The 24,083-nt window shown below is 70.1% G+C and carries 22 protein-coding genes; 13 read left to right on the top strand and 9 right to left on the bottom strand.

Annotated elements, in window-relative coordinates; genetic code table 11:
* Positions 1–157 precede the first annotated feature (157 nt).
* The gene (locus tag ACIBX3_RS04765) at positions 158–358 is read left to right on the top strand and encodes a type II toxin-antitoxin system VapB family antitoxin (RefSeq protein WP_397113096.1); all 201 of its coding nucleotides are present in this window, start codon (positions 158–160) and stop codon (positions 356–358) included.
* Positions 352–783, top strand: coding sequence for a PIN domain nuclease (locus tag ACIBX3_RS04770; RefSeq protein ID WP_397113098.1), 432 nt, complete (start codon positions 352–354; stop codon positions 781–783). The genes ACIBX3_RS04765 and ACIBX3_RS04770 overlap by 7 nt, the downstream gene beginning before the upstream one ends.
* A 19-nt stretch (positions 784–802) precedes the next feature.
* Here the strand turns inward: ACIBX3_RS04770 and ACIBX3_RS04775 are convergent, their stop codons facing one another.
* A complete protein-coding gene (locus ACIBX3_RS04775; protein WP_397113100.1) occupies positions 803–1,522 on the bottom strand; it encodes a PIG-L deacetylase family protein in 720 nt (239 codons plus the stop codon).
* Positions 1,523–1,648: 126 nt separating this feature from the next.
* On the opposite strand from ACIBX3_RS04775, the gene pcrA reads away from it, so the two are divergent.
* Entirely contained in the window at positions 1,649–3,874 is a 2,226-nt protein-coding gene (gene pcrA, locus ACIBX3_RS04780) for a DNA helicase PcrA (protein WP_397113397.1), read from the top strand.
* Between the two features lie 62 nt (positions 3,875–3,936).
* Here the strand turns inward: pcrA and ACIBX3_RS04785 are convergent, their stop codons facing one another.
* The 3 genes from ACIBX3_RS04785 to ACIBX3_RS04795 all read right to left on the bottom strand — a co-directional run bounded on the left by ACIBX3_RS04785 (position 3,937) and on the right by ACIBX3_RS04795 (position 6,858).
* Positions 3,937–4,899: a L,D-transpeptidase gene (locus tag ACIBX3_RS04785; protein ID WP_397113102.1), complete on the bottom strand. Its 963-nt coding sequence runs from the start codon at positions 4,897–4,899 to the stop codon at positions 3,937–3,939.
* Between the two features lie 121 nt (positions 4,900–5,020).
* A complete protein-coding gene (locus ACIBX3_RS04790; protein WP_397113104.1) occupies positions 5,021–5,653 on the bottom strand; it encodes a response regulator in 633 nt (210 codons plus the stop codon).
* A complete protein-coding gene (locus tag ACIBX3_RS04795; protein WP_397113106.1) occupies positions 5,650–6,858 on the bottom strand; it encodes a PspC domain-containing protein in 1,209 nt (402 codons plus the stop codon). Before ACIBX3_RS04795 ends, ACIBX3_RS04790 begins: the two co-directional genes overlap by 4 nt.
* 113 nt (positions 6,859–6,971) lie before the next feature.
* Here ACIBX3_RS04795 and ACIBX3_RS04800 point away from each other — a divergent pair, with 113 nt between their 5' ends.
* The 8 genes from ACIBX3_RS04800 to ACIBX3_RS04835 all read left to right on the top strand — a co-directional run bounded on the left by ACIBX3_RS04800 (position 6,972) and on the right by ACIBX3_RS04835 (position 17,271).
* Positions 6,972–8,501, top strand: coding sequence for a PspC domain-containing protein (locus ACIBX3_RS04800; protein ID WP_397113108.1), 1,530 nt, complete (start codon positions 6,972–6,974; stop codon positions 8,499–8,501).
* Between the two features lie 255 nt (positions 8,502–8,756).
* On the top strand, positions 8,757–8,912 hold the full coding sequence (locus ACIBX3_RS04805) for a hypothetical protein (protein ID WP_397113110.1): 156 nt from the start codon (positions 8,757–8,759) through the stop codon (positions 8,910–8,912).
* Between the two features lie 71 nt (positions 8,913–8,983).
* Positions 8,984–9,466 (top strand): (2Fe-2S)-binding protein, encoded by a 483-nt coding sequence (locus tag ACIBX3_RS04810; protein WP_397113112.1) that lies wholly within the window; start codon positions 8,984–8,986, stop codon positions 9,464–9,466.
* Positions 9,463–11,820: a xanthine dehydrogenase family protein molybdopterin-binding subunit gene (locus ACIBX3_RS04815; protein WP_397113114.1), complete on the top strand. Its 2,358-nt coding sequence runs from the start codon at positions 9,463–9,465 to the stop codon at positions 11,818–11,820. Before ACIBX3_RS04810 ends, ACIBX3_RS04815 begins: the two co-directional genes overlap by 4 nt.
* Complete coding sequence (locus ACIBX3_RS04820) at positions 11,817–12,671, top strand: FAD binding domain-containing protein (protein WP_397113116.1); 855 nt, start codon at positions 11,817–11,819, stop codon at positions 12,669–12,671. Before ACIBX3_RS04815 ends, ACIBX3_RS04820 begins: the two co-directional genes overlap by 4 nt.
* Before the next feature lie 111 nt (positions 12,672–12,782).
* The gene (locus ACIBX3_RS04825; RefSeq protein WP_397113118.1) at positions 12,783–13,484 is read left to right on the top strand and encodes an SRPBCC family protein; all 702 of its coding nucleotides are present in this window, start codon (positions 12,783–12,785) and stop codon (positions 13,482–13,484) included.
* A 113-nt stretch (positions 13,485–13,597) separates the two neighbouring features.
* Complete coding sequence (locus ACIBX3_RS04830) at positions 13,598–16,219, top strand: CDP-glycerol glycerophosphotransferase family protein (protein WP_397113120.1); 2,622 nt, start codon at positions 13,598–13,600, stop codon at positions 16,217–16,219.
* Positions 16,216–17,271, top strand: coding sequence for a glycosyltransferase (locus tag ACIBX3_RS04835; protein WP_397113122.1), 1,056 nt, complete (start codon positions 16,216–16,218; stop codon positions 17,269–17,271). The genes ACIBX3_RS04830 and ACIBX3_RS04835 overlap by 4 nt, the downstream gene beginning before the upstream one ends.
* Here ACIBX3_RS04835 and ACIBX3_RS04840 read toward each other — a convergent pair.
* Genes ACIBX3_RS04840 through ACIBX3_RS04850 form a run of 3 tightly spaced genes read right to left on the bottom strand, consistent with a single transcriptional unit; the run spans position 17,268 to position 20,645 of the window.
* Positions 17,268–18,308, bottom strand: a complete 1,041-nt coding sequence (locus ACIBX3_RS04840) for a sulfotransferase family protein (protein WP_397113124.1) — start codon at positions 18,306–18,308, stop codon at positions 17,268–17,270. The genes ACIBX3_RS04835 and ACIBX3_RS04840 overlap by 4 nt on opposite strands.
* A gap of 21 nt (positions 18,309–18,329) precedes the next feature.
* The gene (locus ACIBX3_RS04845) at positions 18,330–19,163 is read right to left on the bottom strand and encodes a CDP-alcohol phosphatidyltransferase family protein (RefSeq protein WP_397113126.1); all 834 of its coding nucleotides are present in this window, start codon (positions 19,161–19,163) and stop codon (positions 18,330–18,332) included.
* A 48-nt stretch (positions 19,164–19,211) separates the two neighbouring features.
* Entirely contained in the window at positions 19,212–20,645 is a 1,434-nt protein-coding gene (locus tag ACIBX3_RS04850) for a glycosyltransferase family 2 protein (protein ID WP_397113128.1), read from the bottom strand.
* 147 nt (positions 20,646–20,792) lie between these two features.
* Here ACIBX3_RS04850 and ACIBX3_RS04855 point away from each other — a divergent pair, with 147 nt between their 5' ends.
* Complete coding sequence (locus tag ACIBX3_RS04855; protein WP_397113130.1) at positions 20,793–21,284, top strand: GNAT family N-acetyltransferase; 492 nt, start codon at positions 20,793–20,795, stop codon at positions 21,282–21,284.
* Complete coding sequence (gene pseI, locus ACIBX3_RS04860; RefSeq protein ID WP_397113132.1) at positions 21,281–22,324, top strand: pseudaminic acid synthase; 1,044 nt, start codon at positions 21,281–21,283, stop codon at positions 22,322–22,324. The genes ACIBX3_RS04855 and pseI overlap by 4 nt, the downstream gene beginning before the upstream one ends.
* On the opposite strand, the gene ACIBX3_RS04865 is transcribed toward pseI, so the two are convergent.
* Both ACIBX3_RS04865 and ACIBX3_RS04870 read right to left on the bottom strand, forming a co-directional pair.
* A complete protein-coding gene (locus ACIBX3_RS04865; RefSeq protein WP_397113134.1) occupies positions 22,321–23,289 on the bottom strand; it encodes a PseG/SpsG family protein in 969 nt (322 codons plus the stop codon). The two genes, pseI and ACIBX3_RS04865, sit on opposite strands and share 4 nt — an antisense overlap.
* On the bottom strand, positions 23,286–24,014 hold the full coding sequence (locus ACIBX3_RS04870) for a cytidylyltransferase domain-containing protein (protein WP_397113136.1): 729 nt from the start codon (positions 24,012–24,014) through the stop codon (positions 23,286–23,288). The genes ACIBX3_RS04865 and ACIBX3_RS04870 overlap by 4 nt, the downstream gene beginning before the upstream one ends.
* Positions 24,015–24,083 lie beyond the last annotated feature (69 nt).

The following is a 24,083-nucleotide window of genomic DNA, read 5'->3' on the forward strand; positions in this document are numbered from 1 at the left end:
AAGATCCTGCACCGCCTCTTGGAGCGTTCCATACGCGTCTGACCTTGATGCTTTACGGTCTTCGGGACGCTCTTCCCGGGGCCGGTGCCGCCTTGGGGAGTGCGTATATCAAGATCACAAGTTCTGATATACGCTGGAGGTACGGAGGTGGTGTTGCATGCGTACGGTGATCGACATCGACAAGGAGCTCCTGGAAGTCGCTCAGCACGAGCTGGGGACGTCGACCATGAAGGAGACCGTCAACATGGCCCTGCAGGAAGTCGCCGAAAGGGCAAAGCGTCGCGAGGCCTTCGAGTACTGGCGTACCCGGGACAATACCGATCTTCTGGATCAGGAGATCATGAAGCATGCGTGGTAGCCACGGGCGTGGTCTACCTCATCGACAAAAGCGCGTTGGCACGCATGCCGCACCCGGCCGTCCACCGAGCACTCGAGCCGCTCATGCTCGACAAGATGCTGGCCGTCTGCGAGGTCACGCAGATGGAGGTCCTCTACAGCGCGCGTGACCCGGAGGGCTACGAGCAGGACGCCTATCACCTGCGTGAGGACTTCCTGCTCCTCTCGATCACCGAGAAGGAGGTGCCGGCGCGCGCGCTGGACGTCCAGGCCATGCTCGCGCGGAAATCGCACCACAGGGCTGTCGGGACGAACGATCTGCTGATCGCCGCCTGCGCCGAGGTGCACGGCGCGACGGTCCTGCACTACGACCGAGACTTCGACGTCATCTCCGAGGTCACCGGGCAGCCCGCGCTCTGGGTCGTGCCGCCCGGTTCGATCCCCTGAGGCCGACCCCCCGTAAGACCTACGCGGTGGACACCACCTGGAAGCCCTCCGCGTAGCGGCCTTCACCGAAGCCGGCCTGCTCGGCCCAGGCGGCGAAGCGGCTCTTGACGAACTCGGCGAACCCTTCCACATGCGACACCTGGCTCACATGCGACTGCAAGGCCGCGAGCTTGCGGTCCATGACGTCGGTGATGTCCACCCAGTGGTTCGGCGTCGAGCCGCCGTTCAGCCAGACCTCTCGGACCGTCCACGCCTCCAGGCCCTCGTCCTTGACCAGCTCGGGGAAGGCATAAGGATTGCGCGCGTCCGGGTAGACGGCGTCCAAGGCGGCGCCGCCGACCGCGCGGTGGTCGGGGTGGCTGGGAGCGACGAACAGGTAGTTGCGATCGGGGTGATGGGTGATGACGAGGTCCGGTCTGACCTGGCGGATCACGCGGGCGATGTCGCGGCGGAGCTCCAGGGACGGCACCACCTGCCCGTCCGGATACCCGAGGAATCGCAGGTCCGTCACGCCGACGGCCTTGGCCGCGGCGCGCTGCTCGCCTCTGCGGAGCTCGGCCATGCCCGAGTTGTCCAATGTACGCTCGTTGCCGCCCGCGTCACCGTCCGTGACCAGCAGGTAGCTGACCTCCACACCCCTGTCGGCGAAGAGCGCCACGCTCCCCGCGGAAGCGAAATCGGCGTCGTCGGGATGCGCGGTCACGACGAGGACCCGGTTGATCTCGGCTTCCGGCAGCATGATTCCCCTTTCTTGGTCTTCCCTTGAAGGACAACCGGAGCCCGGCCGATCGCATTCCGGGCGCCGTTTGTCGGTGGAGCGGCTTAACCTAGGTGCGTGCCGACCCAAGTCTCTGTTGACCACCCCTTGCTCGACGGTCTCAACCCGCAGCAGCGCGAGGCCGTGATCCATCACGGCAGTCCGCTGCTCATCGTGGCGGGGGCGGGGTCGGGGAAGACGCGGGTGCTCACCCATCGCATCGCCTATCTGCTGGCCGAGCGCAAGGTGCATCCGGGCGAGATCCTGGCGATCACGTTCACCAACAAGGCCGCCAAGGAGATGAAGGAGCGCATCGACAAGCTGGTCGGGGCGCGGTCCAAGGCCATGTGGGTGATGACGTTCCACAGCGCCTGCATGCGGATCCTGCGGCGGGAGGCCAAGCGGCTCGGGTTCCCGTCCAGCTTCTCGATCTACGACCAGGCCGACTCGCAGCGGCTCATGGCGATGGTCTGCAGGGAGATGGAGCTCGATCCGAAGCGCTACCCGCCGCGCTCGTTCTCGGCGCAGGTCAGCAACTTCAAGAACGAGCTGATCGACTACGAGACGGCGCTCGACAAGGCGGGCTCGCACCTGGAGAAGACACTCGCGCAGGCGTACAAGTCCTATCAGCTCAAGCTCACCGAGGCCGGGGCGATGGACTTCGACGACATCATCATGAACACGGTGACGTTGTTCCAGCTCTTCCCCGAGGTGGCCGAGCACTACCGGATGCGGTTCAGGCACGTGCTGGTGGACGAATACCAGGACACCAACCACGCCCAATACATCCTGATCAGGGAGCTGGTCGGGCATCCCGAGCTGCGGACGGCAGACGGCGATCTCGTCCGGGCCGGGGCCGACCAGTCCGAGCTGTGCGTGGTGGGCGACGCCGACCAGTCCATTTACGCCTTCCGCGGCGCGACGATCCGCAACATCCTGGAGTTCGAGCGGGACTATCCGGACGCGCGGACCATCCTGCTGGAGCAGAACTACCGGTCGACACAGAACATCCTGGCCGCGGCCAACGCCGTCATCGCGCGCAACGAGTCGCGCAAGCCCAAGAACCTCTGGTCCGACCAGGGCGACGGCCCCAAGATCGTCGGTTACGTCGCCGACAACGAGCACGACGAGGCCATGTTCGTGGCCCAGGAGGTCGACCGGCTCTCCGACGAGGAAGGCGTGAAGCCGAGCGAGGTCGCCGTCTTCTACCGGACCAATGCCGCGTCCCGGGTGTTCGAGGAGATCTTCATCCGCACCGGGCTGCCGTACAAGGTGGTCGGGGGCGTGCGCTTCTACGAGCGCAAAGAGGTCAAGGACCTGCTGGCCTACCTGCGCGTGCTGGCCAACCCGGCCGACGTGGTGTCGATGCGGCGCATTCTCAACGTGCCCAAGCGGGGCATCGGCGAGCGGGCCGAGGCGATGATCGAGGCGCTGTCGTCCCGCGAGCGCATCTCGTTCTGGGACGCGCTGCGCCGGGCCGACGAGGCGTACGGCATGGCGACGCGCTCGCTCAACGCCGTGCGGGAGTTCGTCGCCATGCTCGACGAGCTCATCGCCAAGGCGGAGGGCGTGCCGCCGTCGGCCCTGGCCGAGGAGGTGCTGGTGGCCACCGGCTACCGCGCCGAGCTGGAGGCGTCCGAGGATCCTCAGGACGAGTCGCGGCTGGAGAACCTCAACGAGCTCATCTCCGTGGCCTCGGAGTTCGAGGAGGCCAATCCGGAGGGGTCGCTGGTGGAGTTCCTGGAGCAGGTGTCGCTGGTGGCCGACGCCGACCAGATCCCCGACGCGGACGGCGGGCAGGGGGTCGTCACGCTGATGACCCTGCACACCGCCAAGGGGCTGGAGTTCCCCGTGGTCTTCCTGACGGCCATGGAGGACGGGGTCTTCCCGCACATCCGGTCGCTGGGCGAGCCGAAGGAGCTGGAGGAGGAGCGGCGGCTGGCGTACGTCGGGATCACCCGGGCGCAGAAGCGGCTCTACCTCACGCGGGCGGCCGTACGCAGCTCGTGGGGGGCGCCGTCGTTCAATCCCGCCTCGCGCTTCGTCAGCGAGGTGCCGGGCAAGCTCATCGAGTGGCGTACGGATCCGGAGAAGTCGGCCTGGAGCGCGGCCACCCGGCGGGAGCCTGCCGCGCGGCCGGCCCCCGCGAAGAGTGGGGGCGGGCGTAAGGTGCCGTCGCTGACGCCCGGGGACCGGGTGTCGCACGACGCGTTCGGGCTGGGCACGGTGGTGTCCGTGGACGGGGTCGCCGAGAAGACCAAGGTGAAGATCGACTTTGGTAGCGGCGGCGAGAAGACGTTGCTGCTGGCGTACGCGCCGCTGGAGAAGTTGTGACCTGAAGCGCCGGCTGACGCCCCCGGAAGGTGGCGTCAGCCCTGCAGCCCCTGAAGGTGGCGTCAGCCCTTCAGCGCGCTGCCCTTCTGCCACTGCGTCCAGTTGAGCTGCCAGTAGCTCCAGCCGTTGTTCCACTGCAGCTTGCGCTTCGTGCCGGTGATCTTCACGACGTCACCGCGCTGGGCGATCGTGTAGAACCACTTGGCCCCGGCCGGGGTGGCGCGGACGCAGCCGTGGCTCTGGTTGGAGCGGCCGAGGAAGTGGTAGTAGCCGGCGCTCTGGTGGACGTACTCGCCGCTGTCGGAGATGCGCACCGCCCACGGGATCTCCTCCTTGTAGTAGCGCGGGTCCTTCGGATCCGTCACACCCATCCAGGAGGAGGTCATGGTCTCGACGGCCTTCTTGCCCATCGTGAGGTGGACGCCGCTGGTGGTCAGGTAGACGTCCACGCCGTTCCTGATCAGACCGCCCCTGCCGGCGCTGATCGGGATCTTCTTGGCGAGCTTGCCGTTGCGGTAGACCTTCATCGTGTGCTTGCGGGTGTCGACCACGGAGATGTGCTTCGCGCCGACGGCGAAGCGGCGGGAGACGTCCTTGGCCCCGGTGTTGCCGGGCAGCCCGGACAGCTGCGCCGTGAAGAGCACCTTCTGGTACGGCTTCCAGTACGTCTTGGTCCGGTAGATGATCTTACGTGCCGACACCCAGCGCCAGGCACCCTCGACCGGCTTCTCCGCCTCCACCAGGAGCAGCGCCTCGACGGCCGCCCTGTCCTTGGGCTTCACGTCGCGGTCGAACGTGACGATGATCGGGAAGCCGACGCCTACCTTCTCGGTCTTCTCCCCCATGGGGGTGATGTCGGCGATGCCGAGCTTGACCTTCTTCGCCGGGGCGGCGACGGCGGCGGCCGCGGGAACCTGAACAGCGGGGGCGGTCTGGGCACGGGAGGCGGGGATGGTATCCGCCGCGCAGGCCGTCGCGGCGACCAGTGCCACCAAGGCCGGAAGCATCCGGATGACGCGCTTCAAAGGGGTACTCCTGGGCTAAGTGCTTAGATCTACCTCCTTGTGTGACAACTGAGACGGGTGTTTCGTATGCAGACTGGCAATAACTTTCCTGTAACGGTCCAAAAACGGCCATAACGGCCGCTCAGACCAGGCGGCGGGCGGTGGCCCAGCGGGACAGCTCGTGGCGGTTGGAGAGCTGGAGTTTGCGCAGCACGGACGAGACGTGGGTCTCCACGGTCTTGACCGAGATGAACAGCTCCTTGGCGATCTCCTTGTACGCGTACCCACGCGCGATCAGCCGCAGCACCTCGCGCTCGCGCTGCGTCAGCGAGTCGAGCTCCGGGTCGATCGACGGCGCCTCCGAGTTGGCGAACGCGTCCAGCACGAACCCGGCCAGCCGCGGCGAGAACACCGCGTCGCCCTCGGCCACCCTGCGGATGGCGTCGGTGAGCTCCTTGCCGCTGATGTTCTTGGTGACGTAGCCACGCGCGCCACCCCTGATCACGCCGATGACGTCCTCGGCGGCGTCGGACACCGACAGCGCGAGGAAGCGGACCTGGGAGCCGGAGCCCAGGACCCGGCGCAGGACCTCCTGGCCGCCGCCTCCGGGCATGTGCACGTCCAGGAGGACCACGTCGGGCTGGAGCTCGGCGATCGCCTTGACGGCGGTCTCGACGTCCTCGGCCTCGCCCACGACCTCGATCGAGTCGCCGAGCTCCGCACGTACGCCGGAGCGGAACAGCCGGTGATCGTCGACGATCAACACGCGCGTCATGCTTTCTCCACCTTCATCGTCAACATCACTTCCGTGCCCTCGCCGAGCTCGGTGCGTACCCTGGCCGCGCCCCCGTGACGTTCCATTCGCCCGATGATGGATTCCCTGATCCCCATCCGGTCGAGCGGCACCGCCTCGAGGTCGAACCCCTTGCCCCGATCCTTCACGAAAATCGTGACCTCTTCACCCTCTACTTCCGCATAGACGGAAATAGAGGCACTTTCAGAGTATTTCGCCGCGTTGACCATCGCCTGCCTGGCCGCCTTCAGCATGGCCGCCAGCCGGCCTCCCGAGTCCAGCTCGATGTCGCCGACGCAGACCACCTCGATGGGCAGGCCGTGGGCGTCCTCCTCCTCGGCCGCGATCCGGCGTACGGCCGCCGCCACCGTGGCGTCGGCGTCCTGGGCGGGCTGGTAGAGCCAGTTGCGCAGCTCGCGTTCCTGGGAGCGGGCCAGCCGGGTCACCTCGCGCGGATCGTGGGCGACGCGCTGGATCAGCGTGAGCGTGTGCAGCACCGAGTCGTGCACCATGGCGGCCACCTCGGCCCGCTCTTCCTGCCTGATGCGCTCCCGCCGTTCCAGCTGCAGCTCTTTCCACAGGCCCGCGAGCCAGGGCGTGGCCAGGACCGCCAGGCCGCCGACCACCACCACGGTGAACAGCAGGCTGTCTCTGATCTGGGGCAGCTCGCCCTCGGCGGCCAGGAAGCCGGCCGCGCCCATGACGACGAGCACCACGCCGACCACCGTGCGCACGCGGTTCTTCCTGATGCTGAGCGACGCCCCGCTCACCCAGCTCCGGCGGCGTTCGGGGTCGGCCTGCTGCCACAGGATCAGCGCGCCGATGCCGCCCACGGCGAACGGCAGCATGCCGATCCCGCCCTGGGAGGCTCCCGTGAGCCAGCCGAACGCGAACAGCGCCGTCCCGATCGCGCTGAAGGCCGCGAGCTGGCTCCAGTCCCGCTGCGGCGGCGGCCCCTCGTGCGGCTGCCGCGGCGTGACCATCCACAACACCGCGTACGCGATCGTGCCGATCCCGCCCACGATGCTGAGCAGCACGAACATCAGCCTGATGACCACGGGATCGAGCGACAGCTGCTTCGCCAGCCCCTGGGCGACGCCGCCGAGCAGGCGGCCTTCCATGGGGCGCATCATGCGCCGGTAGGGCGCGTCGCCGGCAGGCTCGGCGAGAGTCTTCTGGTCAGCCATAACATGGCCATCGTCACATGTCGGGGACGTCCTGGGCATCAGGGAACAACCCCCGGGTGGGGTCAGGGGTGTCCCGGATGCGGGCACACCGCACATAGGTCCACCATGGTTCCATGACAGAAGGTCCGCCCAGGGAACCGGCCGCTCCCCCCAAGGTACTGCGACGCAGTAGCGAGGGACGCATCTTCATGGGAGTGTGCGCGGGCCTCGGGCGGCACACCGGCATCGACCCCGTGGTCTTCCGCGTGACCTTCGCCGTCCTGCTGCTGGGTTCGGGCGTGGGGCTGTTCATGTACCTGGCGGCGTTCCTGCTGATGAAGGAGCCGAACGGCGGGCCGGGGATCATCGAGCAGTGGACGCGCAGGGACTTCGACGCCGAGGCCGTGATGGCACTGCTGACGGCGGTGCTCGCGTGCGGGCTCGGGATCAACCTGGCCACGATCTGGCTGGACACGGGCACGCTGGTGGTCGGCGTACTCCTGGCGGTGTCACTGCTGGCGGCGCACTCCAACGGGGTGGATCTGCTGGGGCTGGCCCGGTCGATGCCGGAGCGGCTCAGCCGCAGGCGGGCGCAGGAGCAGGGCGCGCCGTCCTACACCAGCCCGGCGCCCACTGCCCCGGTGCGTCCGGCGCCCGCCACTCGCCCTGAGCCCTCTTCCCGGGCGGAGGAGGGCGTGCCTGTCCCGGAGGCGACGGCCGCCGCGAGCCCCGCCGAGGGGACGCCGGCCCCCGCCGAGGAGACCGCGGCCCGCGGCGACGCGACGACGGCCTACGGCAGCGTCGGGGACGAGGAGCAGGCGGAGCGGTCCGCGGGTGACGCGGCGACCGCGCAGCGCCCCCTCCCGCCGTACCCATCGCCCGCTTACCGCCCCCAGCCCAAGACCGCCGTGGACTTCAGCGGCTACGGCGAGCCCTTCGCCCCCAAGGGCCCCTACCGCCCTCTGGATCCGGCCAAGCGGGCAGGCGGCCACTCGCCGTACGACCCCACCCTGTACGGCCGCCCCGTCCCCAGACCGGAGCGCAGGCCCCGGCCGAAGTCGTTCATCGGCGTCATCACCATCCTGCTGGCAATCATCATTGGAGGGATCGTCGTGGCGGTCCAAGCCCGGTCGGCCGCCGGAGTGAGCCCGACCATCGTCGGCGGCGCGATGCTCATCACGATCGGCGCCGGCCTGCTGATCGCGGCCTGGTGGGGCCGCGGCGCCGGGCTGGTGGCCGCGGGAACCATGGTGGCGTTGATCGTGAGCGTGGGCCTGACCCTGGGAGGCCTGCCGAGGAACATCGGCCCGTCCGAGTGGTCCCCGACCACGGTCGCCGAACTGGACGCCCTGTACGACGTCGGCGTCGGCGACGGCCGCCTGGACCTGTCCGAGCTGGAGTTGGCGCCGGGGACGACGGCGATGGTCAACGCCGCGGTCTCGATGGGTGAGCTGGAAGTGATCGTGCCGTCGACGGTCAGGCTGGAGGTGCACGCCACCAACAAGGTCGGCGACATCACGGTCGACCAGTCGATCAGGGGCGGCGTGGACATACGGCTGGACAAGGTGCTGGAGCCGGAGACGAAGCCCGGCGGCAAGGTCTCGACGATCGTGCTCAACCTGAAGGGCGGGCTCGGCGACATGGAGGTGCGGCGTGCCGCGTGAGGTCGAGCGGCCCCGGCACCGGCGAGGGAGTGCCGTCGTCTGGAGGAGCGGCGGGAGCGTAGCGACCAGAGCGGGGGCCGCGAGGGAGTGCCGTCGCCTGGAGGAGCGTCGGGAGCGCAGCGACCAGAGCGGGGGAAGGCGGCGGCGTATGGCGACCGAGCCGCCTCACGGAGTGAGGCCATGGGAAGGCGGCGGCATATGGCGACCGAGCCCGCCTCACGGAGTGAGGCCATGAAAACGCATAGGACCGATTGGATGGCCCTGCTCAGCGGCGTGCTCTTCGTCGTTCTGGGAATTTTGATCGTGACACGCGCGGTGACGGATCCGCTGGTCCTGATCGGGGTCACGATGCTGGGACTGGCGTTCGCGGGGCTCGTGGCGATCATCGCGAGGGTAGTGCGCGGTAAGTAACCCTTGACCGGGATAAACACCGGCGTAGGTTCGGGTGTGTCCGCCTTTCCCCTGCTCCTGAGGGAGGACGTATGCCCCGAATCGCCGTCACTGTCGACGGGATCAAGTACGAAGAGGACGTCGAGCCGCGACTCCTGCTCGTTCACCTGCTAAGAGAACGGCTGGGCAAGACCGGCACCCCTGTCGGCTGCGACACCAGCAACTGCGGCGCCTGCACGGTCATGCTGGACGGCAAGAGCGTCAAGAGCTGCTCGGTGCTCGCAGTCCAGGCCGACGGCTGCGACGTCGTCACGATCGAGGGCCTGGGCGTCAACGGGTCCATGCACCCGATGCAGCAGGCCTTCCACGAAGAGCACGCGCTGCAGTGCGGCTACTGCACGCCCGGCATGGTCATGGCCGCGATAGACCTCCTCAGGGAGGATCCCGACCCCTCGGAGGAGACGATCAGGCAGGGCCTGGAGGGCAACCTCTGCCGCTGCACGGGTTACTGCAACATCGTCCGCGCCGTACGCAGGGGCGCTCAGGAGATGGGGCAGGCGGTGAACACGCCATGACGATCCAGGAGACCGGCCAGGAAGCCGGCCAGGAAGTCGGCAGGCCCAGGAAGCGCAAGGAGGACGCCAGGCTGCTGACGGGGCGCACGCGGTGGACGGACAACCTCTCGCGTCCGGGCGTGCTCCACGTGATGTTCCTGCGCAGCCCGATGGCGCACGCCAGGATCACCAGGGTCGACGTGTCGGGGGCGCGCGAGTTCCCCGGGGTCGTGGCGGCGTTCAGCGGCGAGGACTTCGCCGCCGAGCAGGGCAGCCTGCCGTGCGCGTGGCCGGTGACCGAGGACGTGGTCATCCCCGACCACCCGCCGATGGCGGTGTCGGAGGTGCGGTACGTCGGCGAGGCCGTGGCCTGCGTGATCGCGACCGACCGCTACCGCGCGGCCGACGCGCTTGAGGCCATTGAGATCGACTACGAGCCGCTGCCCGCGGTGCTCGACATGAACGAGGCGCTGACCGCCGACAGCCCGAAGGTGCACGAGGCGGGCAACCAGGCGTTCACGTTCACGATGACCTCGGGTGACATCGAGGCCGCGTTCACGGACGCTCCCGTCCTCATCGACCGGACCTACCGGCAGCAGCGGCTCATCCCGTGCGCGATGGAGCCGCGGGCGGTGCTGGCCGACACCGACGGCGACACCTTCACGATGTGGACGTCCACCCAGATCCCGCACGTCCTGCGGGTGATGCTGGCCGTGGTCACCGGCATCCCCGAGCACCAGATCCGTGTGGTCGCGCCCGACGTGGGCGGCGGGTTCGGCTCGAAGTTGCAGGTCACCGCCGAGGAGGTGCTCTGCCTGCTGCTGGCTCGCAAGCTCGGCAAGCCGGTCAAGTGGGCCGAGTCCCGTTCCGAGGGCAACCTGACCGTGCACCACGGCCGCGACCAGATCCAGCACATCCGGCTGGCGGCCGACGCCGACGGGCGCATCCGGGGCCTGCAGGTGAACCTGCTGGCCGACATGGGCGCGTACCTGATGCTGGTCACGCCGGGCATCCCTCTGCTGGGCGCGCAGATGTTCAACGCCATCTACAAGATGGACGCCTACGAGTTCGGCTGCACCGGCGTGTTCACCACCAAGATGCCCACCGACGCCTACCGCGGCGCGGGCCGCCCGGAGGCGACGTTCGCCATTGAGCGGGTGATGGACGAGCTGGCCGCCGAGCTGCGCATGGACCCGGTGGAGGTACGCAGGCGCAACTGGATCAAGCATGAGGAGTTCCCGTACACCACGATCTCGGGGCTGACCTACGACTCGGGCAACTACGAGGCGGCGACGGACAAGGCGACCGCGATGTTCGGCTACGACAAGTTGCGGGCCGAACAGGCCGACCGGCGGGACAGGGGCGACCCCGTGCAGCTGGGGATCGGCGTCAGCACGTACACCGAGATGTGCGGCCTGGCGCCGTCCAGGATGCTCGGCGAGGCCAACTACGCCGCCGGCGGCTGGGAGCACGCCTCGGTGCGCATGCTGCCCACCGGCAAGGTCGAGGTCATCACCGGCACCTCCCCGCACGGGCAGGGGCACGTGACGTCGTGGAGCCAGATCGCGGCCGACGCGCTCGGCGTGCCGTTCGAGGACGTCGCCGTGATCCACGGCGACACGGCGATCGCGCACAAGGGCATGGACACCTACGGCTCGCGCTCGCTGGTCATCGGCGGCGTCGCGGTGCTGAAGGCGTGCGAGAAGGTCAGGGACAAGGCCCGCAAGCTGGCCGCGCACGTGCTCGAATGCTCGCCCGACGACCTGGAGTTCGAGGCCGGGGCCTTCAAGGTGCGGGGCACGGACACACAGAAGACGATCCAGGAGCTGGCGTTCGCCGCGTTCACCGCGCATTCCCTGCCCGAAGGGGGCGAGGCGCGGCTGGACTCCGACGCCACGTTCGACCCGGACAACTACTCCTTCCCGCACGGCACCCACCTGTGCGCGGTGGAGGTGGACACCGAGACGGGCATGGTGAAGATCCGCTCGTACGTGGCGGTGGACGACATCGGCAAGGTCGTGAACCCGCTGATCGTCGAGGGCCAGGTGCACGGCGGCATCGCGCAGGGCATCGGGCAGGCGCTGTTCGAGGAGGCCGTGTACGACGCCGACGGCAACCTGCTGACCACGACGCTGGCCGACTACCTGCTGCCGTCGGCGGCGGACCTGCCGATGTTCGGCCTCGACCGGACCGAGTCGCCGGCGACCAGCAACCCCCTCGGGGTCAAGGGCGTGGGCGAGGCCGGGACGATCGCCTCCACCCCGGCCGTCGTGAACGCCGTCGTGGATGCCCTGCGCCGGTTCGGCATCCACGACATCGAGATGCCGTGCACGCCCGAGCGTGTCTGGCGGGCACTGGAAGGAGTGCGGCAATGATCCCCGCGCAGTTCGACTACGTGCGCCCGGACTCGCTCTCCGAGGCGTCGCAGGCCCTCGCGTCCGACGAGGACGCGAAGGTACTGGCCGGCGGGCAGTCGCTGCTGCCGCTGCTGCGGCTGCGGCTGGCGTACCCGTCGAAGCTGGTGGACGTCGGCCGGCTGTCCGAGCTGAAGGGCGTGCACGACCGCGGCGACCACGTGTTCATCGGCGCGATGGCCACGCACGACGAGGTCATGCGCTCCGGCGTGGTGCGGGACGGCTGCCCCCTGGTGGCCATGGCCGCCGCGCAGGTGGCGGACCCGGCGATCAGGCACCGGGGCACGTTCGGCGGCTCGCTGGCCCACGCGGACCCGGCGGGCGACATGCCGGCCGTGGTGCTGGCGCTCGACGGCGTGTTCGTGGCCAGGTCAGGACAGGGCGAGCGGGAGATCCCGGCCGGCGAGTTCTTCGTCGACTACCTGGAGTCGTCGCTCGGACCCGGCGAGATCCTGGCCGGGGTCAAGATCCCGAAGCTGGGTGCGGGCTGGGGCTTCCAGTACGAGAAGTTCCACCGGACCGCGCAGGCGTGGGCCATCGTCGGCGTGGCGGCGGCCGTCAAGCGCTCCAACGGCGCGATCACGGAGGCCAGGATCGGGCTGACGAACATGGGCCCGACGCCGGTGCGCGCCCGCGCGACCGAGACCGCTCTGCAGGGCATGGAGCTCGGCGACCAGTTGCGGCAGGCGTGCGAGGAGGCGGCGGCGGAGACCGCGCCGCCGGCGGATCTGCACGCCCAGCCGGACTACCGCCGGCACCTGGCCAGGGTCCTGACCCACCGAGCGGTACGCACCGCCGCGGGCGCGCCCTGACCACCAACGAGGCGCCTCCTCGGAGCGCGCCCAGCCACCCTTGGGGGCGCCTCTTCCAGGGGCGCCCCCGCCGCGCGTAGTGTCGCAACCATCGGCAGAAGGAGCGGATCGATGGCGATGCGGTTCGAGCACGAGTTCACTGTTCCAGTTCCGATCGAGCAGGCCTGGGCCGTCCTGCTCGACGTAGAGCGGGTCGCGCCCTGCCTGCCCGGGGCGACACTCGACATATACGAGGGCGACGAGTTCACCGGCAGGATGAAGGTCAAGGTCGGCCCGATCACGGTGACCTATCGCGGCTCGGCCATGTTCGAGGACGTGGACAAGGACTCCCACACGCTCTCCATCAAGGCGTCGGGCAAGGAGGCCCGAGGATCCGGCACGGCCTCGGCGACGGTCAAGGCGCGCATGGCGCCGCGCGAGGGGGCCACGGCGGTGACCGTGGAGACGACGTTCAACGTGACCGGGCGGCCCGCGCAGTTCGGGCGGGGCGTCATGGCCGAGGTGGGCGCGAAGATCATCGACAAGTTCGCGGAGAACCTGGCCGAGCTGCTCTCCGAGCCGACCGTGGAGCCCGCCGCCGCGCAGCCGCCCCAGGAGCCTCAGGAGGAGGAGCGGCATCTGAGCGCGGTGCCCGCGCCGGAGCAGGACGCCCATCCGGCGGGCACGCTGCGCACGTCGCGGACGCCCGACGAGGAGGCGCTCGACCTGCTGGAGATCGCCGGGCAGCCGCTGCTGAAGCGGCTGGCGCCCATCGCGGGCGCGATCGCGGGACTGCTGCTCATCATCTGGGTGATTCGTCGCCTTAGGCGATAATTTTCGGCAAATACTGCGATTCTGGGCAAACACTCCATCAAGTCCGGACACTTCCCCCGGCCCGGGGGAAGTGCCATCCCCGCAGGCAGTTGGACCAGCGGGGGGACTTGGGGATGCCGGACTGCACTGTTGTCGTGATCACCTATAACGACGCGGCCCGCCTGCCCAGGGCCGTACGCTCCGTGCTCCGCCAGTCGTTGCGCGATCTCGAAGTGATCATCGCTGACGACGCCAGCACGGACGGCACGCCGGAGGTGGCGGCCCGGCTGGCGGACGGCGATCCCCGGGTGCGCTACCTGCGCAGAGAGGCCAACAGCGGGGGCTGCGGGGCGCCGCGCAACGACGGCATCGACGCCGCGGCGGCGCCGTACATCATGTTCCTCGACAGCGACGACGAGCTGCCCAGGCACGCGTGCAAGAGCCTGCTCACCGAGATCGAGCGGACCGGGGCCGACTTCGTGTCGGGGCAGATCTCGCGGCTGTTCGAGTCGAGCGGGCGGCTGCACCCGTACTATCCGTCGCTGTTCGCCAGGCGGCGGGTGGTCGGGGGGATCCGCGAGGATCCCCAGCTGTTCCTGGACTCCTTCACCACCAACAAGCTCTACGACGTGGGCCGGCTGCGGCACCGGGGGCTGCGCTTCCCCGAGGACATCCACTACGAGGACCACGTCTTCGCCGCCGGGTTGTACGCGGTGTCGCACAGGTTCGCGGTCGTGCCGTGGGTGGTCTACCACTGGCACCGGGCGCCGGTGAACACCTCGATCTCCTTGAGCATCGACGACATGGAGAACGTGCGCCAGCGGGTCATCGCCGCCCGGATGAGCGACGACGTCCTGCGCGCGCACGGGGCCGGCGACCTGGTGCCGCACCGGCAGCGCCGGTTCGTGCGGCAGGACCTGCGGGTCTATCTCCATCCGCTGCCGGCGCGGGACCTGGTGTGGGTCAAGGAGTTCGCCTCGATCGTCCGGCCGTACCTGGAGGAGATCCCCGCCGAGGTGCTGGACTCGGCCGAGCCGCTGGAGCGGGTCTGCTGCCGGCTCATCCTCGACGACCGGATCGAGGACCTGCGGATCGCGGCGGGCTCGCTCACCGGGCCGCGGGCCGCGCCCCGGGCGGCCGTGCAGCTCGACGGGCGCACGTACTGGGGCACCACGGTCTCGCCGGGGCTGGACATCACCCGGCTGCGGCTGGCCGAGTTGCCGTTCTCGGACTCCCGGCTGCGGCACGAGGCGACGGAGATCGCGGGCGACGGCGAGCGGGTGCGGATGACCGTGCGGACGTACGACCCGTTCGGCGTGTTGCCGGTGGACTGGACGGCCTTTCTCCAGCTTGGCAGGCAAAAAATCCCGATAAATCCGCAGCCGTCCGGGGGCGGGAGCTACGTCAGCGAGGTCGTGTTCGCCCCCACCGGCAAGTGCACCCCGCGCATCGGCTTCACCAGGGACTCCGACGGGCACACCACGACGGACCGGATCATCGCCGACCCGCACACCGGGCCGATCGAGCTGCCGGGGTGCCGGGTGCAGGTCGAGGGCTACGCCGCGTACCTGTGCGTACGACCGGAGCCCGCCGCGCGGTCGGCCTTGCGGCGGGCCAGGCGGGCGCTGCTGAAGAGGGTCGGCACTCCGCGGAACAAGCTGCGCGCCTACAAGATCATGATCAAGGTGCTGCCGCGGCGCAAGAACCTCGCGCTGTTCGAGTCCGACGTCGGCAAGAGCTGCGGCGGCAGCCCGCGGGCGATCTACGAGGAGCTGCGGCGGCGCCGGCTGCCGATCGAGGTCGTCTGGTCGGTGGCCGGGAGCCGCTCGAACTTCCCCTCCGGCGTGCGGCTCGTGCGACGCGGGAGCTGGCGCTACGTCTGGACGATGGCGCGGGCGGGGATCTGGGTGGACAGCCACGGGTTCCCGCTGGATTACCCGAAGCCGCGCGGCACCCGTTACCTGCAGACGTGGCACGGGCAGGGCATCAAGTCGATCGGCTTCGACGCGCCCGACCTGCGGTCCGACTTCGACGGGCCGCGGGCCCAGTGGCGGGCGGCGGTGGCGCGGTGGGACGCGCTGGTGTCGCCGAGCGCGGAGTTCTCGCGGATCTTCGTGCCGTCCAACGGCTACACCGGCACGGTCTACCGGTACGGGACGCCGCGCTGCGACGCGCTGGTCAGGGGCGAGGTGACCGGCGACGTGCGGGCGCGGCTGGAGATCCCGCGCGGGCGGAAGATCCTGCTTTATGCGCCTACGTACAGGGATCGGGCGAAGGGCAGCGGCAAGTCCGTACGCGTCGATCTGGAGCTGATGGCCGACGAGCTGGCCGGCGACTGGGTGGTGGTCCTGCGTACGCATCCTGTCGAGCGCTACAGCCCACCCGAGCACCTGAAGCACTTCGTCCGGTCCGCCGGCTCCTATCCCGAGATCAACGACCTCATGCTGGCCTCGGACGCGCTGCTGACGGACTACTCCTCGGTCATGTGCGACTACGCGATCACCGGCAAGCCCATGGTGTTCTTCGTCGACGACTGGGACGACTACCGGCTGTCGGAGCGTGGCGTGTACCACGACCTGCCCGCCATCGCGCCCGGCCCGTGCGTCACCACGACCGAGGAGCTGGTGGACGTGATCAGGCGGCTGCCCGGCGTCCACGCGGCCTTCGCCGAACGGTACGCCGCCTTCCGCGACCTGTGGTGCGCCGACGAGCGCGGCGACGCGGCCGCCCGCGTGGTAGAGGACTTCTTCAAGTGAACGAGCGCAGCGAGGGAACCGATGAACACGGCAGCGTCGTCTTCGCCTGCCTGGACGCCGACACCCTCGGCGGCGTCCAGCAGGTGACCCACACCCTGGCCCAGGGCCTGGCCGGGCGCGGCCACGAGGTGCACGTGATCGGGCTGCGGCGGTCCCCTTCGCCGTTCCGCTACGTGGACCGGCCGCTCTACCACCGCCATGTGATCACGGCTGATCGGCGGCTGAGGCGGCTGCTCCGCGCCATCAGGCCGGGATACGCCGTCATGACCTCGCCGTCCGTGGTGATCAGGATGGCCGGGTTGCTGCCCGAGGGGTTCCGGCCGATCGGGCAGTACCACGGCTCGTACGACCACGCCCGCGGCTGCTGGCACCTCGGCTCGATCAGGAAGCATTACCCCGAGCTCGACCAGGCGGTGTTCCTCAGCGAGGACGACGCCTGGCGCTTCTCCGAGCACGCCCTGCTGCCCAATGCCTGGACACTGCCGAACCCACTGGCCGCCTGGCCCGCGCAGACGTCCTCGCTCGGCTCCCCCCGCGTGCTGGGCGCGGGCCGGCTGGAGGGGGTCAAGCGGTTCGACCGGCTGATCAGCGCGTTCGCCCGCTCGGGCGCACCACCGCCGTGGGAGCTGCACCTGATCGGCGACGGCGCCGAACGGGAGCGGCTGCGCGCGCACGCCGGCAGGGAGGGCGTCGGCGACCGGGTGGTCTTCAGAGGCCTGGTGCCGGCCGCCCGCATGCCGGACGAATACCTGAACGCCGCCGTCCTCGGGCTGACCAGCGAGCACGAGGGCCTGCCGATCGTGCTGCTGGAGTCAGGCGCGCACGGGGTGCCTTCGGTGGTGTTCGACGTGTCGGGCGGCGTGCGGTCCGCAGGTTCGGTCCTGGTGCCGCCGGGGGACGTGGACGCGTTCGCGGCCGAGCTGCGGCGGCTGGTGAACTCGGTGGAGGAGAGGCGGCGCCTGGGGGCCGAGGCCCGGGCACGGGCCGAGGCCTTCCGCCTCGGCCACGTGCTGGACCGCTGGGAGCTGCTCTTCGCACACCTCGAGCGCTAGACCGCGGGCTCGCTGACCTCCGAGCGCCGGGGCGGGACGCCGGCCAGCGAGCGCTGGCGCGAGGTGAGCATCGCGGCCACCGGGCTCGGCTCGCGCAGCCGGTTGAAGCGGTCGCGCATGTGCTTGCGCATGCGGCTGGCCCGGCGCTTGGCCATCGTCTTCTGGCAGGCCGTGATGTGCTCCTTGGCCGGCTTGGGCGCGCCGGTCAGCTCGTATCCCATGGACTCCAGGCGGTCGCCGAGCATGTGCTCGCACAGGGCGATCTCCCAGTCGTCGAGGCGCTTGGCCCAGCTGCCCACGCGGGTGCGGATGACCTCGCCGTGCGTGTTGCTGTGCCAGACCTTGTGCTGCGGAACCGCCACGCTGGCCGCCTCGCGCGGGGAGATCATCGACGGGGCGAAGTCCTCCTCGAGGAAGTGGCAGAGCTTCTTCAACTCGGTCGCGGGGTCGTCGGTGAGGTCCTCGTAACGCAGCTCGTAGTACGTGTCCTCGGGCAGCGTCCGCTTCAGCTTGCCGCCCGCGTCGATGGCCTCCGCCCAGGTGGAGACGGCGTGGAAGGAGTCCAGCGTGTACCAGGGCATCTCCTTCAGCGAGGACACGCAGTCGCGGCCGTCCCTGATGAGGTGGATGAACTGGGCGTCGGGGAACAGCCGCAGGAGCATGTCCACCTGCTTGACGTAGCTGGGCCGCTTGTCGCCCCAGCGGGCCTTGTCGAAGCGGTCGGCGTACATGCGGAAGGCCGTGCCGATCACCGAGCCGAGCGAGCCGGGACCGGCCACGGCCTGCCTGACGAACTCCTCCTTGTCGATCTTGAGCTCGCGGAACTTCGTGCTGCGGTCGGTCGCGATCCACTGCGCCAGGGCGCGGCGGCGGCTGGTGATCCGCAGGTCGCCCCACGTGCGGCGGCGGTAATAAGCGGGAACGAGGAAGCGCGTCTCCGGCGGCACCGCCATGCGCGGGTGCGAATGCAGCATGAGCTGGAGCATCGTGGTGCCGGAACGCGGACATCCGATGACGAATACTGGCCTGTCGGACATTTCGTACTAACCCCCGAAAAATTAGACGAGAACGTGCTCTCGGCTCTCCCGAGAGGAGGCGACGGCGTGCCTGCGCGTGAAGCGCCACATCCGGTAGACAAGGAAGACCTCGTTGGCCAGCAGCAGGGCCCCGGCCAGCGCGGCGAGCGGGATCAGCGCCCATGCCCCCGCGAGGGGCGCGACCACGAACACCGCCGCGTGGAACTCGATGCCGCTGATCAGGTGCGAGCGGACCCGGTGACGGGCCAGGAACCTGTTGAGCCGCCGGGGGAAGCTGCGTCCCCGCGGCGCCCGATCCAGCGGGATGCGCTCCAGTGGGGTGCGCTCCAGCTGCTCGGTGTCGTCCTCCGGCTCCGGCTCCGGCTCGGCCCGCTCCTCCCTGACGGCCTCGCGCACGCGCTTCATCTGCGGCGCGTTGACGTACCTGAACAGATCCAGGACGGCCACCGCCGCGCCGAGGACCACATAGCGCACATCCCCGGTCAGCGTGTATTGCCCGAATGCCAGCCCCCCGGCACACAGGACCACTCTGACCCGGTCCCCCACGTAGTCCAGCCAGAGGCCGAAAGGCGTCCCCGTGCCCTTGAGCCTGGCTATTTTGCCGTCCACGCAGTCGATCATGAAGCTGAGATAGAAGACCACGGCGCCCGGTACGAGCTGGTTCATCGCGAAACAGGCGGCCGACACCATGCCGAGGACCAGCGAGAGCACAGTGAGGCCGTTGGGCGTCAGCTGGGTGCGGTTGGCGACGGGAAGGGCGACCCGGCAGGCGACCGGGTCCACGAGATACACGGTCCACCAGGAGTCTCTCCGCTTGCGTGTCTCATAGACGTCATCGAGCGAATAGGTCCTCATGGAGACCAGCATGAACACGACACGCGCTCGCGCGATTACTGTCTGGAACTACTGGGTGATGTCCATGCCGGTTCTTGACCAACCCGGCACCGAAAACCGCCACGCGGAGTTGGCCGCTCCGTCCCTGAACCAGCCCTTGAGCACCAGTCCGCGGGTCTCCGTACGCGCCTGCAGCCGCCAGCTCGGGCCGCCGCCCTCCAGCCGCGCCGGGTCGATGGCGGTGACGATCCCGTGGCGGCCTTTACGCCGCACGTCCAGCGGGATCTTGCGGTGGCCGTCGCTGAGCCACAGGTTGAGCCGGCCGACACGGCGATCGACGCGGTGGATGGCGACCTGCCCGCGCACCTGGTACTCGGTGCCCGTCCACTGGCACTCCTCGACCCTGGCGACGAGTTTGAGCTCGTCGCGGGCGTCGTACACGTCGTCAGGGATCTTGAGGCGGCGGTCACGGAAGAACGGGTAGTCGCCGTACCAGCGGGTGTGGCGCCAGCCGCGCGGCACAACGCGGCTGACGTCCTCCCGGGAGCGCCGGAACTCGCGGATGGCCCGCAGCTCCGCCACCAAGCCGCGGGCGAGCAGGTGCAGCTCCAGGCGGCGCAGCGACGGTGCGGTGGCCAGCGCCTGCCGGCCCAGCTCGGCCACCCAGGACTGGGCCAGGCCGAGGAGTTGCTCCGGTTCCTCGCTCGCCTCCAGAGCCTGGAACAGGAAGATGATGTCCTTCTCCAGCACCAGCGCGTCGAAGCCGTCGAGCAGCTCGGGCGCCCGCTCGTCGAAGAAGGCGCGCACCGCGCGGATGGCGGCCAGCCGCTCCTGGAGGTTGGACAGCTCGTTCCGGCACTGCGTGATGGACGACTCGCGCCTGCGCCAGTGATAGACCACATCACCCAGCATGTCCACGCTGGTGGCCAGCACGTGCGCCTGCATGGCGACCGGGACGTCCTCGTAGATGCCCGCGGGGAACTCCAGCCCGGCGCGCTCCCAGAAGTCGCGCCGGTAGACCTTGTTCCAGACGGTGCGGTCCCTGACCAGCACCTGCTTGTCGGTGATGTGGGTGCACAGCTCGGGCCGCCTGAACACCTTCTCGTGCAGGACGGACTCCTCCAGCACGCCGTCCACGAGCCGCCCCACCGCGCCGCACGCGAGGTCGGAGCCGGTCTCGGCCAGCTTGGCGATCAGCCGCTCGTACGCCTCCGGCGGCACGACGTCGTCGGCGTCGGCGAAGGCGAGGTACATGCCCCGGGCATGCTCGACCCCCTTGTTGCGGGCAGGCCCCGGCCCCAGGTTGCGCTGCTCGACGAGGGCGAAGCGGGCATCCCCGGCGACGAAGTCCTCGGCGATCCGCCTGCTGCCGTCGCAGGAGCCGTCGTCGACCATGATGACCTCGAGGTCGTCCAGCGTCTGGACGGCCAGCGACTTCAGGCACTCGGTGAGGTACGGCTCCACGTTGTAGAAGGGGACGACGACGCTCAGCAGGGGGATCATGCCGATCTGCTCCTTGGCTGTCGGGATGGGATCGAGGGCAGCATGCCTCGGAGTCGGCGCCCGAGACCTGAGCCTGATGAGCTCTTTGCCGGACGCATAATCCGCTACGTTGTGCAAGTGGATGAACACGAATAGTAGGGGGCCACGATGCTGAGAGGCGTCAGTGACGACGATCTGCCTGCCATGCGGCGCTGGCGCAACCACCCGCGCGTACGCGCCGCCAGCTTCACCACGCACGAGATCGGCGCGGCCGAGCACGCCCGCTGGTGGGCGGCCACGCGCGCCGACGCGACCAGGCGCGTGCTGATCTACGACCACGAGGGGACCGCCGCAGGCGTGGTCGCCTACTCGAACCTGTCGCCGGAGAGCGCCTCCTGGGGCTTCTACCTGGATCTCGATGGGCTGGAGCGGGCGGGGACGCTGCTGCGGGCATGGGTCGGCCTGGAGCGGGCGGCCATCGACCACGCCTTCGGGCCGCTCGGGGTGACGGCGCTGCGCGGCGAGGTGCTGGCCCGCAACGAGCAGGTCAGGTTCCTGCACCGGCGGTTCGGGTTCGCCGAGGTCGGGACCTACCAGCGGGACGTGGACGGGGTGCCGCACGACGTCGTGGCCGTCGAGCTGAGGAAGGAACACACATGATCTCCATCGCGGGGCGGGCGATCGGGCCCGGCCATCCGCCGTTCGTCGTGGCCGAGCTGTCCGGCAACCACAACGGGAGCCTGGAGCGGGCGCTGGCCATCGTGGACGCGGTGGCCGAGGCCGGGGCGCACGCGCTGAAGCTGCAGACGTACCGGCCCGACACGCTCACCATCGACGCCGGCGGCCCCGCGTTCCGCTTGGGCGACGGGCACTCGTTGTGGGGCGGGGAGAGCCTCTACCGGCTCTTCGAGCGCGCCCACACGCCGTGGGAGTGGCACGAGCCGCTGTTCGAGCGGGCGCGGGAGCGCGGGCTCGTCGCCTTCTCCTCGCCGTTCGACCCGACGGCCGTCGAGCTGCTGGAGAAGCTGGACGTGCCGGCGTACAAGATCGCTTCCTCGGAGATCGTGGACCTGCCGCTGATCAGGCTCGCCGCCGCCACCGGCAAGCCGCTGATCATCTCCACGGGAATGGCGTCCATCGGGGAGGTCCACGCGGCCGTGGCCGCCGCGCGGGAGGCCGGATGCGCCCAGCTCGCCGTGCTGGCGTGCACGGCCTCCTACCCCGCCCCGCCGTCCGAGAGCAACCTGCGGGCGCTGCCGCTGCTGGCCGCGCTCACCGGCGAGGTGGTCGGGGTCTCAGACCACACGCCCGGAATCGGGGTCCCGCTGGCCGCCGTGGCGCTGGGGGCCTGCCTGATCGAGAAGCACGTGACCGCGTCGCGGGCCGACGGCGGGGTGGACGCCGCGTTCTCGCTGGAGCCGGACGAGCTGGCGGCGCTGGTGGAGGAGAGCCGTCGGGCCTGGGAGGCACTGGGGACCGCGGTGATCGGGCCGCGGGCGTCGGAGCAGGAGGGGCTGCGGTTCCGGCGGTCGCTCTACGTCGTGCGGGACGTGCGCGGCGGCGACGTGGTGAGCGAGGAGAACGTGCGGTCGATCCGTCCCGCCGGAGGGCTTCCTCCGGACGCGGCGCGGGACGTGATGGGACGGCGCTTCGTCCGGGACGTCCCGATGGGCACGCCGTTGAGCTGGGACCTCATCTAGAGAAGGGCGAGGAGGGCGTCGGCCACGCGTTCCCTGCCCTTGCCGTCCACCAGGCCGCGGCCCTTCCGCCCGTGCTCCTCGCGGGCGGAAGGGTCGGCGAGCAGGCGGGCCAGCGCGGCGACGGCCGCCGCGTCGGGGGCTCGGCCCAGGCCGGCCGCGACGCCCCTGCCCACGAGCTCCCGGTAGCCGATGAGCTGGTTGCCGGCCACCCAGCTCAGCGCCGTGGGCACGCCGAGGTGGAGCAGCTCCCAGATGGCCGAGCCGGCCGCGGTGACCACGAGGTCGGCCTCGGCCATGAGCTCGGGCAGCCGGTCCGTCGGCGGGATGACGGTGATCGGACCGCCTGCCGCGAACGGCGCCGGGCTGATCGCGGTTCCCTCGAACGGCACGCCGGTGGCCCGTAGCGCGTCCGCCCACGCCGGGACGACGCCGGCGCTGTCGGTGCCGCCGAAGAAGCACAGCACGCGCGGCAGCGCCCCGTCGCGCCGCGGCGCCCGGCTGCGCCGCCGGACGCTGTCGCGCAGCAGCACGTAACGCGCCCCGGCCAGCCGCTCGCCCGCTATGGGCGGGGGGAAGGGGCGGCTCTCCGCGCCGAGGTTCTGGTCGAGGTACAGGTCGGCCTCCTGGCCCAGCGGGTCGCCGTCGACGATCGCCAGCACCGCCAGGCCCGCGTCCCGGAGCGCGGCGCCCGTCTCCTCGGGCAGGTCGTAGGAGTCGAGGACCACCGCGTCCAGCCGCAGCTCCCTGGCCAGGGCCGCAAGCCGCGCCGGCGTCCGGGGGGCGGCGACCAACGGCAGGTCGCGCTCGCGGAGCTGTGCCCGCGCCCACTCCGACCCGCGTACCGCACCGAGGAAGACCACGCCCACCCCGCGCGATCGCAGCTCCTCGGCCAGCGCTGCACAGCGCACCAGATGCCCGACGCCGCTCATGATCCCGGCGTCGCAGCGGAAGCCGACCCTGGTCATGCGTCCTGGAGCGCCTTCTGCCGGACGTGGGCGTTGAGCCCGCACACCTCCGGCCGGTCGCGCAGCCAGCCCACCAGCGTCCTGACCGGCACGCACCCGTCGCCCAACTCGCCCACCACGCGGGAGATGAGCCGCCAGTCGTCCTCGGTGTCGAGCGTGACCCGCAGGTCGTCGGCGACCGGCTGGTAGGCGAGCCCGAGCAGCCGCGCGTCGCCGGGGTGCTCATAGACGTAGGAGGTCACGTGGGTGCGGTGGTAGGCGACGGCCTCCCGGTCTGCCCGCTCCAGCGCGGCCAGGCTCGAGATCTCCACGTCGAGCCCGCGCGGCAGCGTACGGGCCAGGCTCGTGCTGAGGTAGTCGAGCCCGGGCACGGCACGGTAGACGAGCGCCGCCTCCCTGATCACGGTGGGGTCGAGCAGCGGGCAGTCCGCCGTGAACCGCATCACGGCCTCCGCCTCGCGCCCCTCCAACGCCTGCACGAACCGGGTCAGCACGTCGTCCACCGGCCCTCGGTGGCATTCCACGCCGAGCCGCCGGCACTCGGCGACCACCACGTCGTCCTCCGCCAGCGTCGTGGTGGCGACCACGAGATCGTCGAGCGCGTGCGACTCGCGGGCGGCGCGGACCACCCACCCCAGGACAGAACGCCCGCCCAGCTCCCGCAGCACCTTCCCCGGCAGCCGCGTGGACCCCATACGAGCCTGAATGATTCCGACAATACGCACAGCAGCCCCATTCCCCCGTGTGACAGTGCGTCATTGGTCGATCGCGCTATGCTACCGCCCGGCACGCGA

It is taken from the genome of Nonomuraea sp. NPDC049480 (assembly GCF_044465905.1).
In the GTDB taxonomy this organism is placed as follows: Bacteria; Actinomycetota; Actinomycetes; order Streptosporangiales; family Streptosporangiaceae; genus Nonomuraea.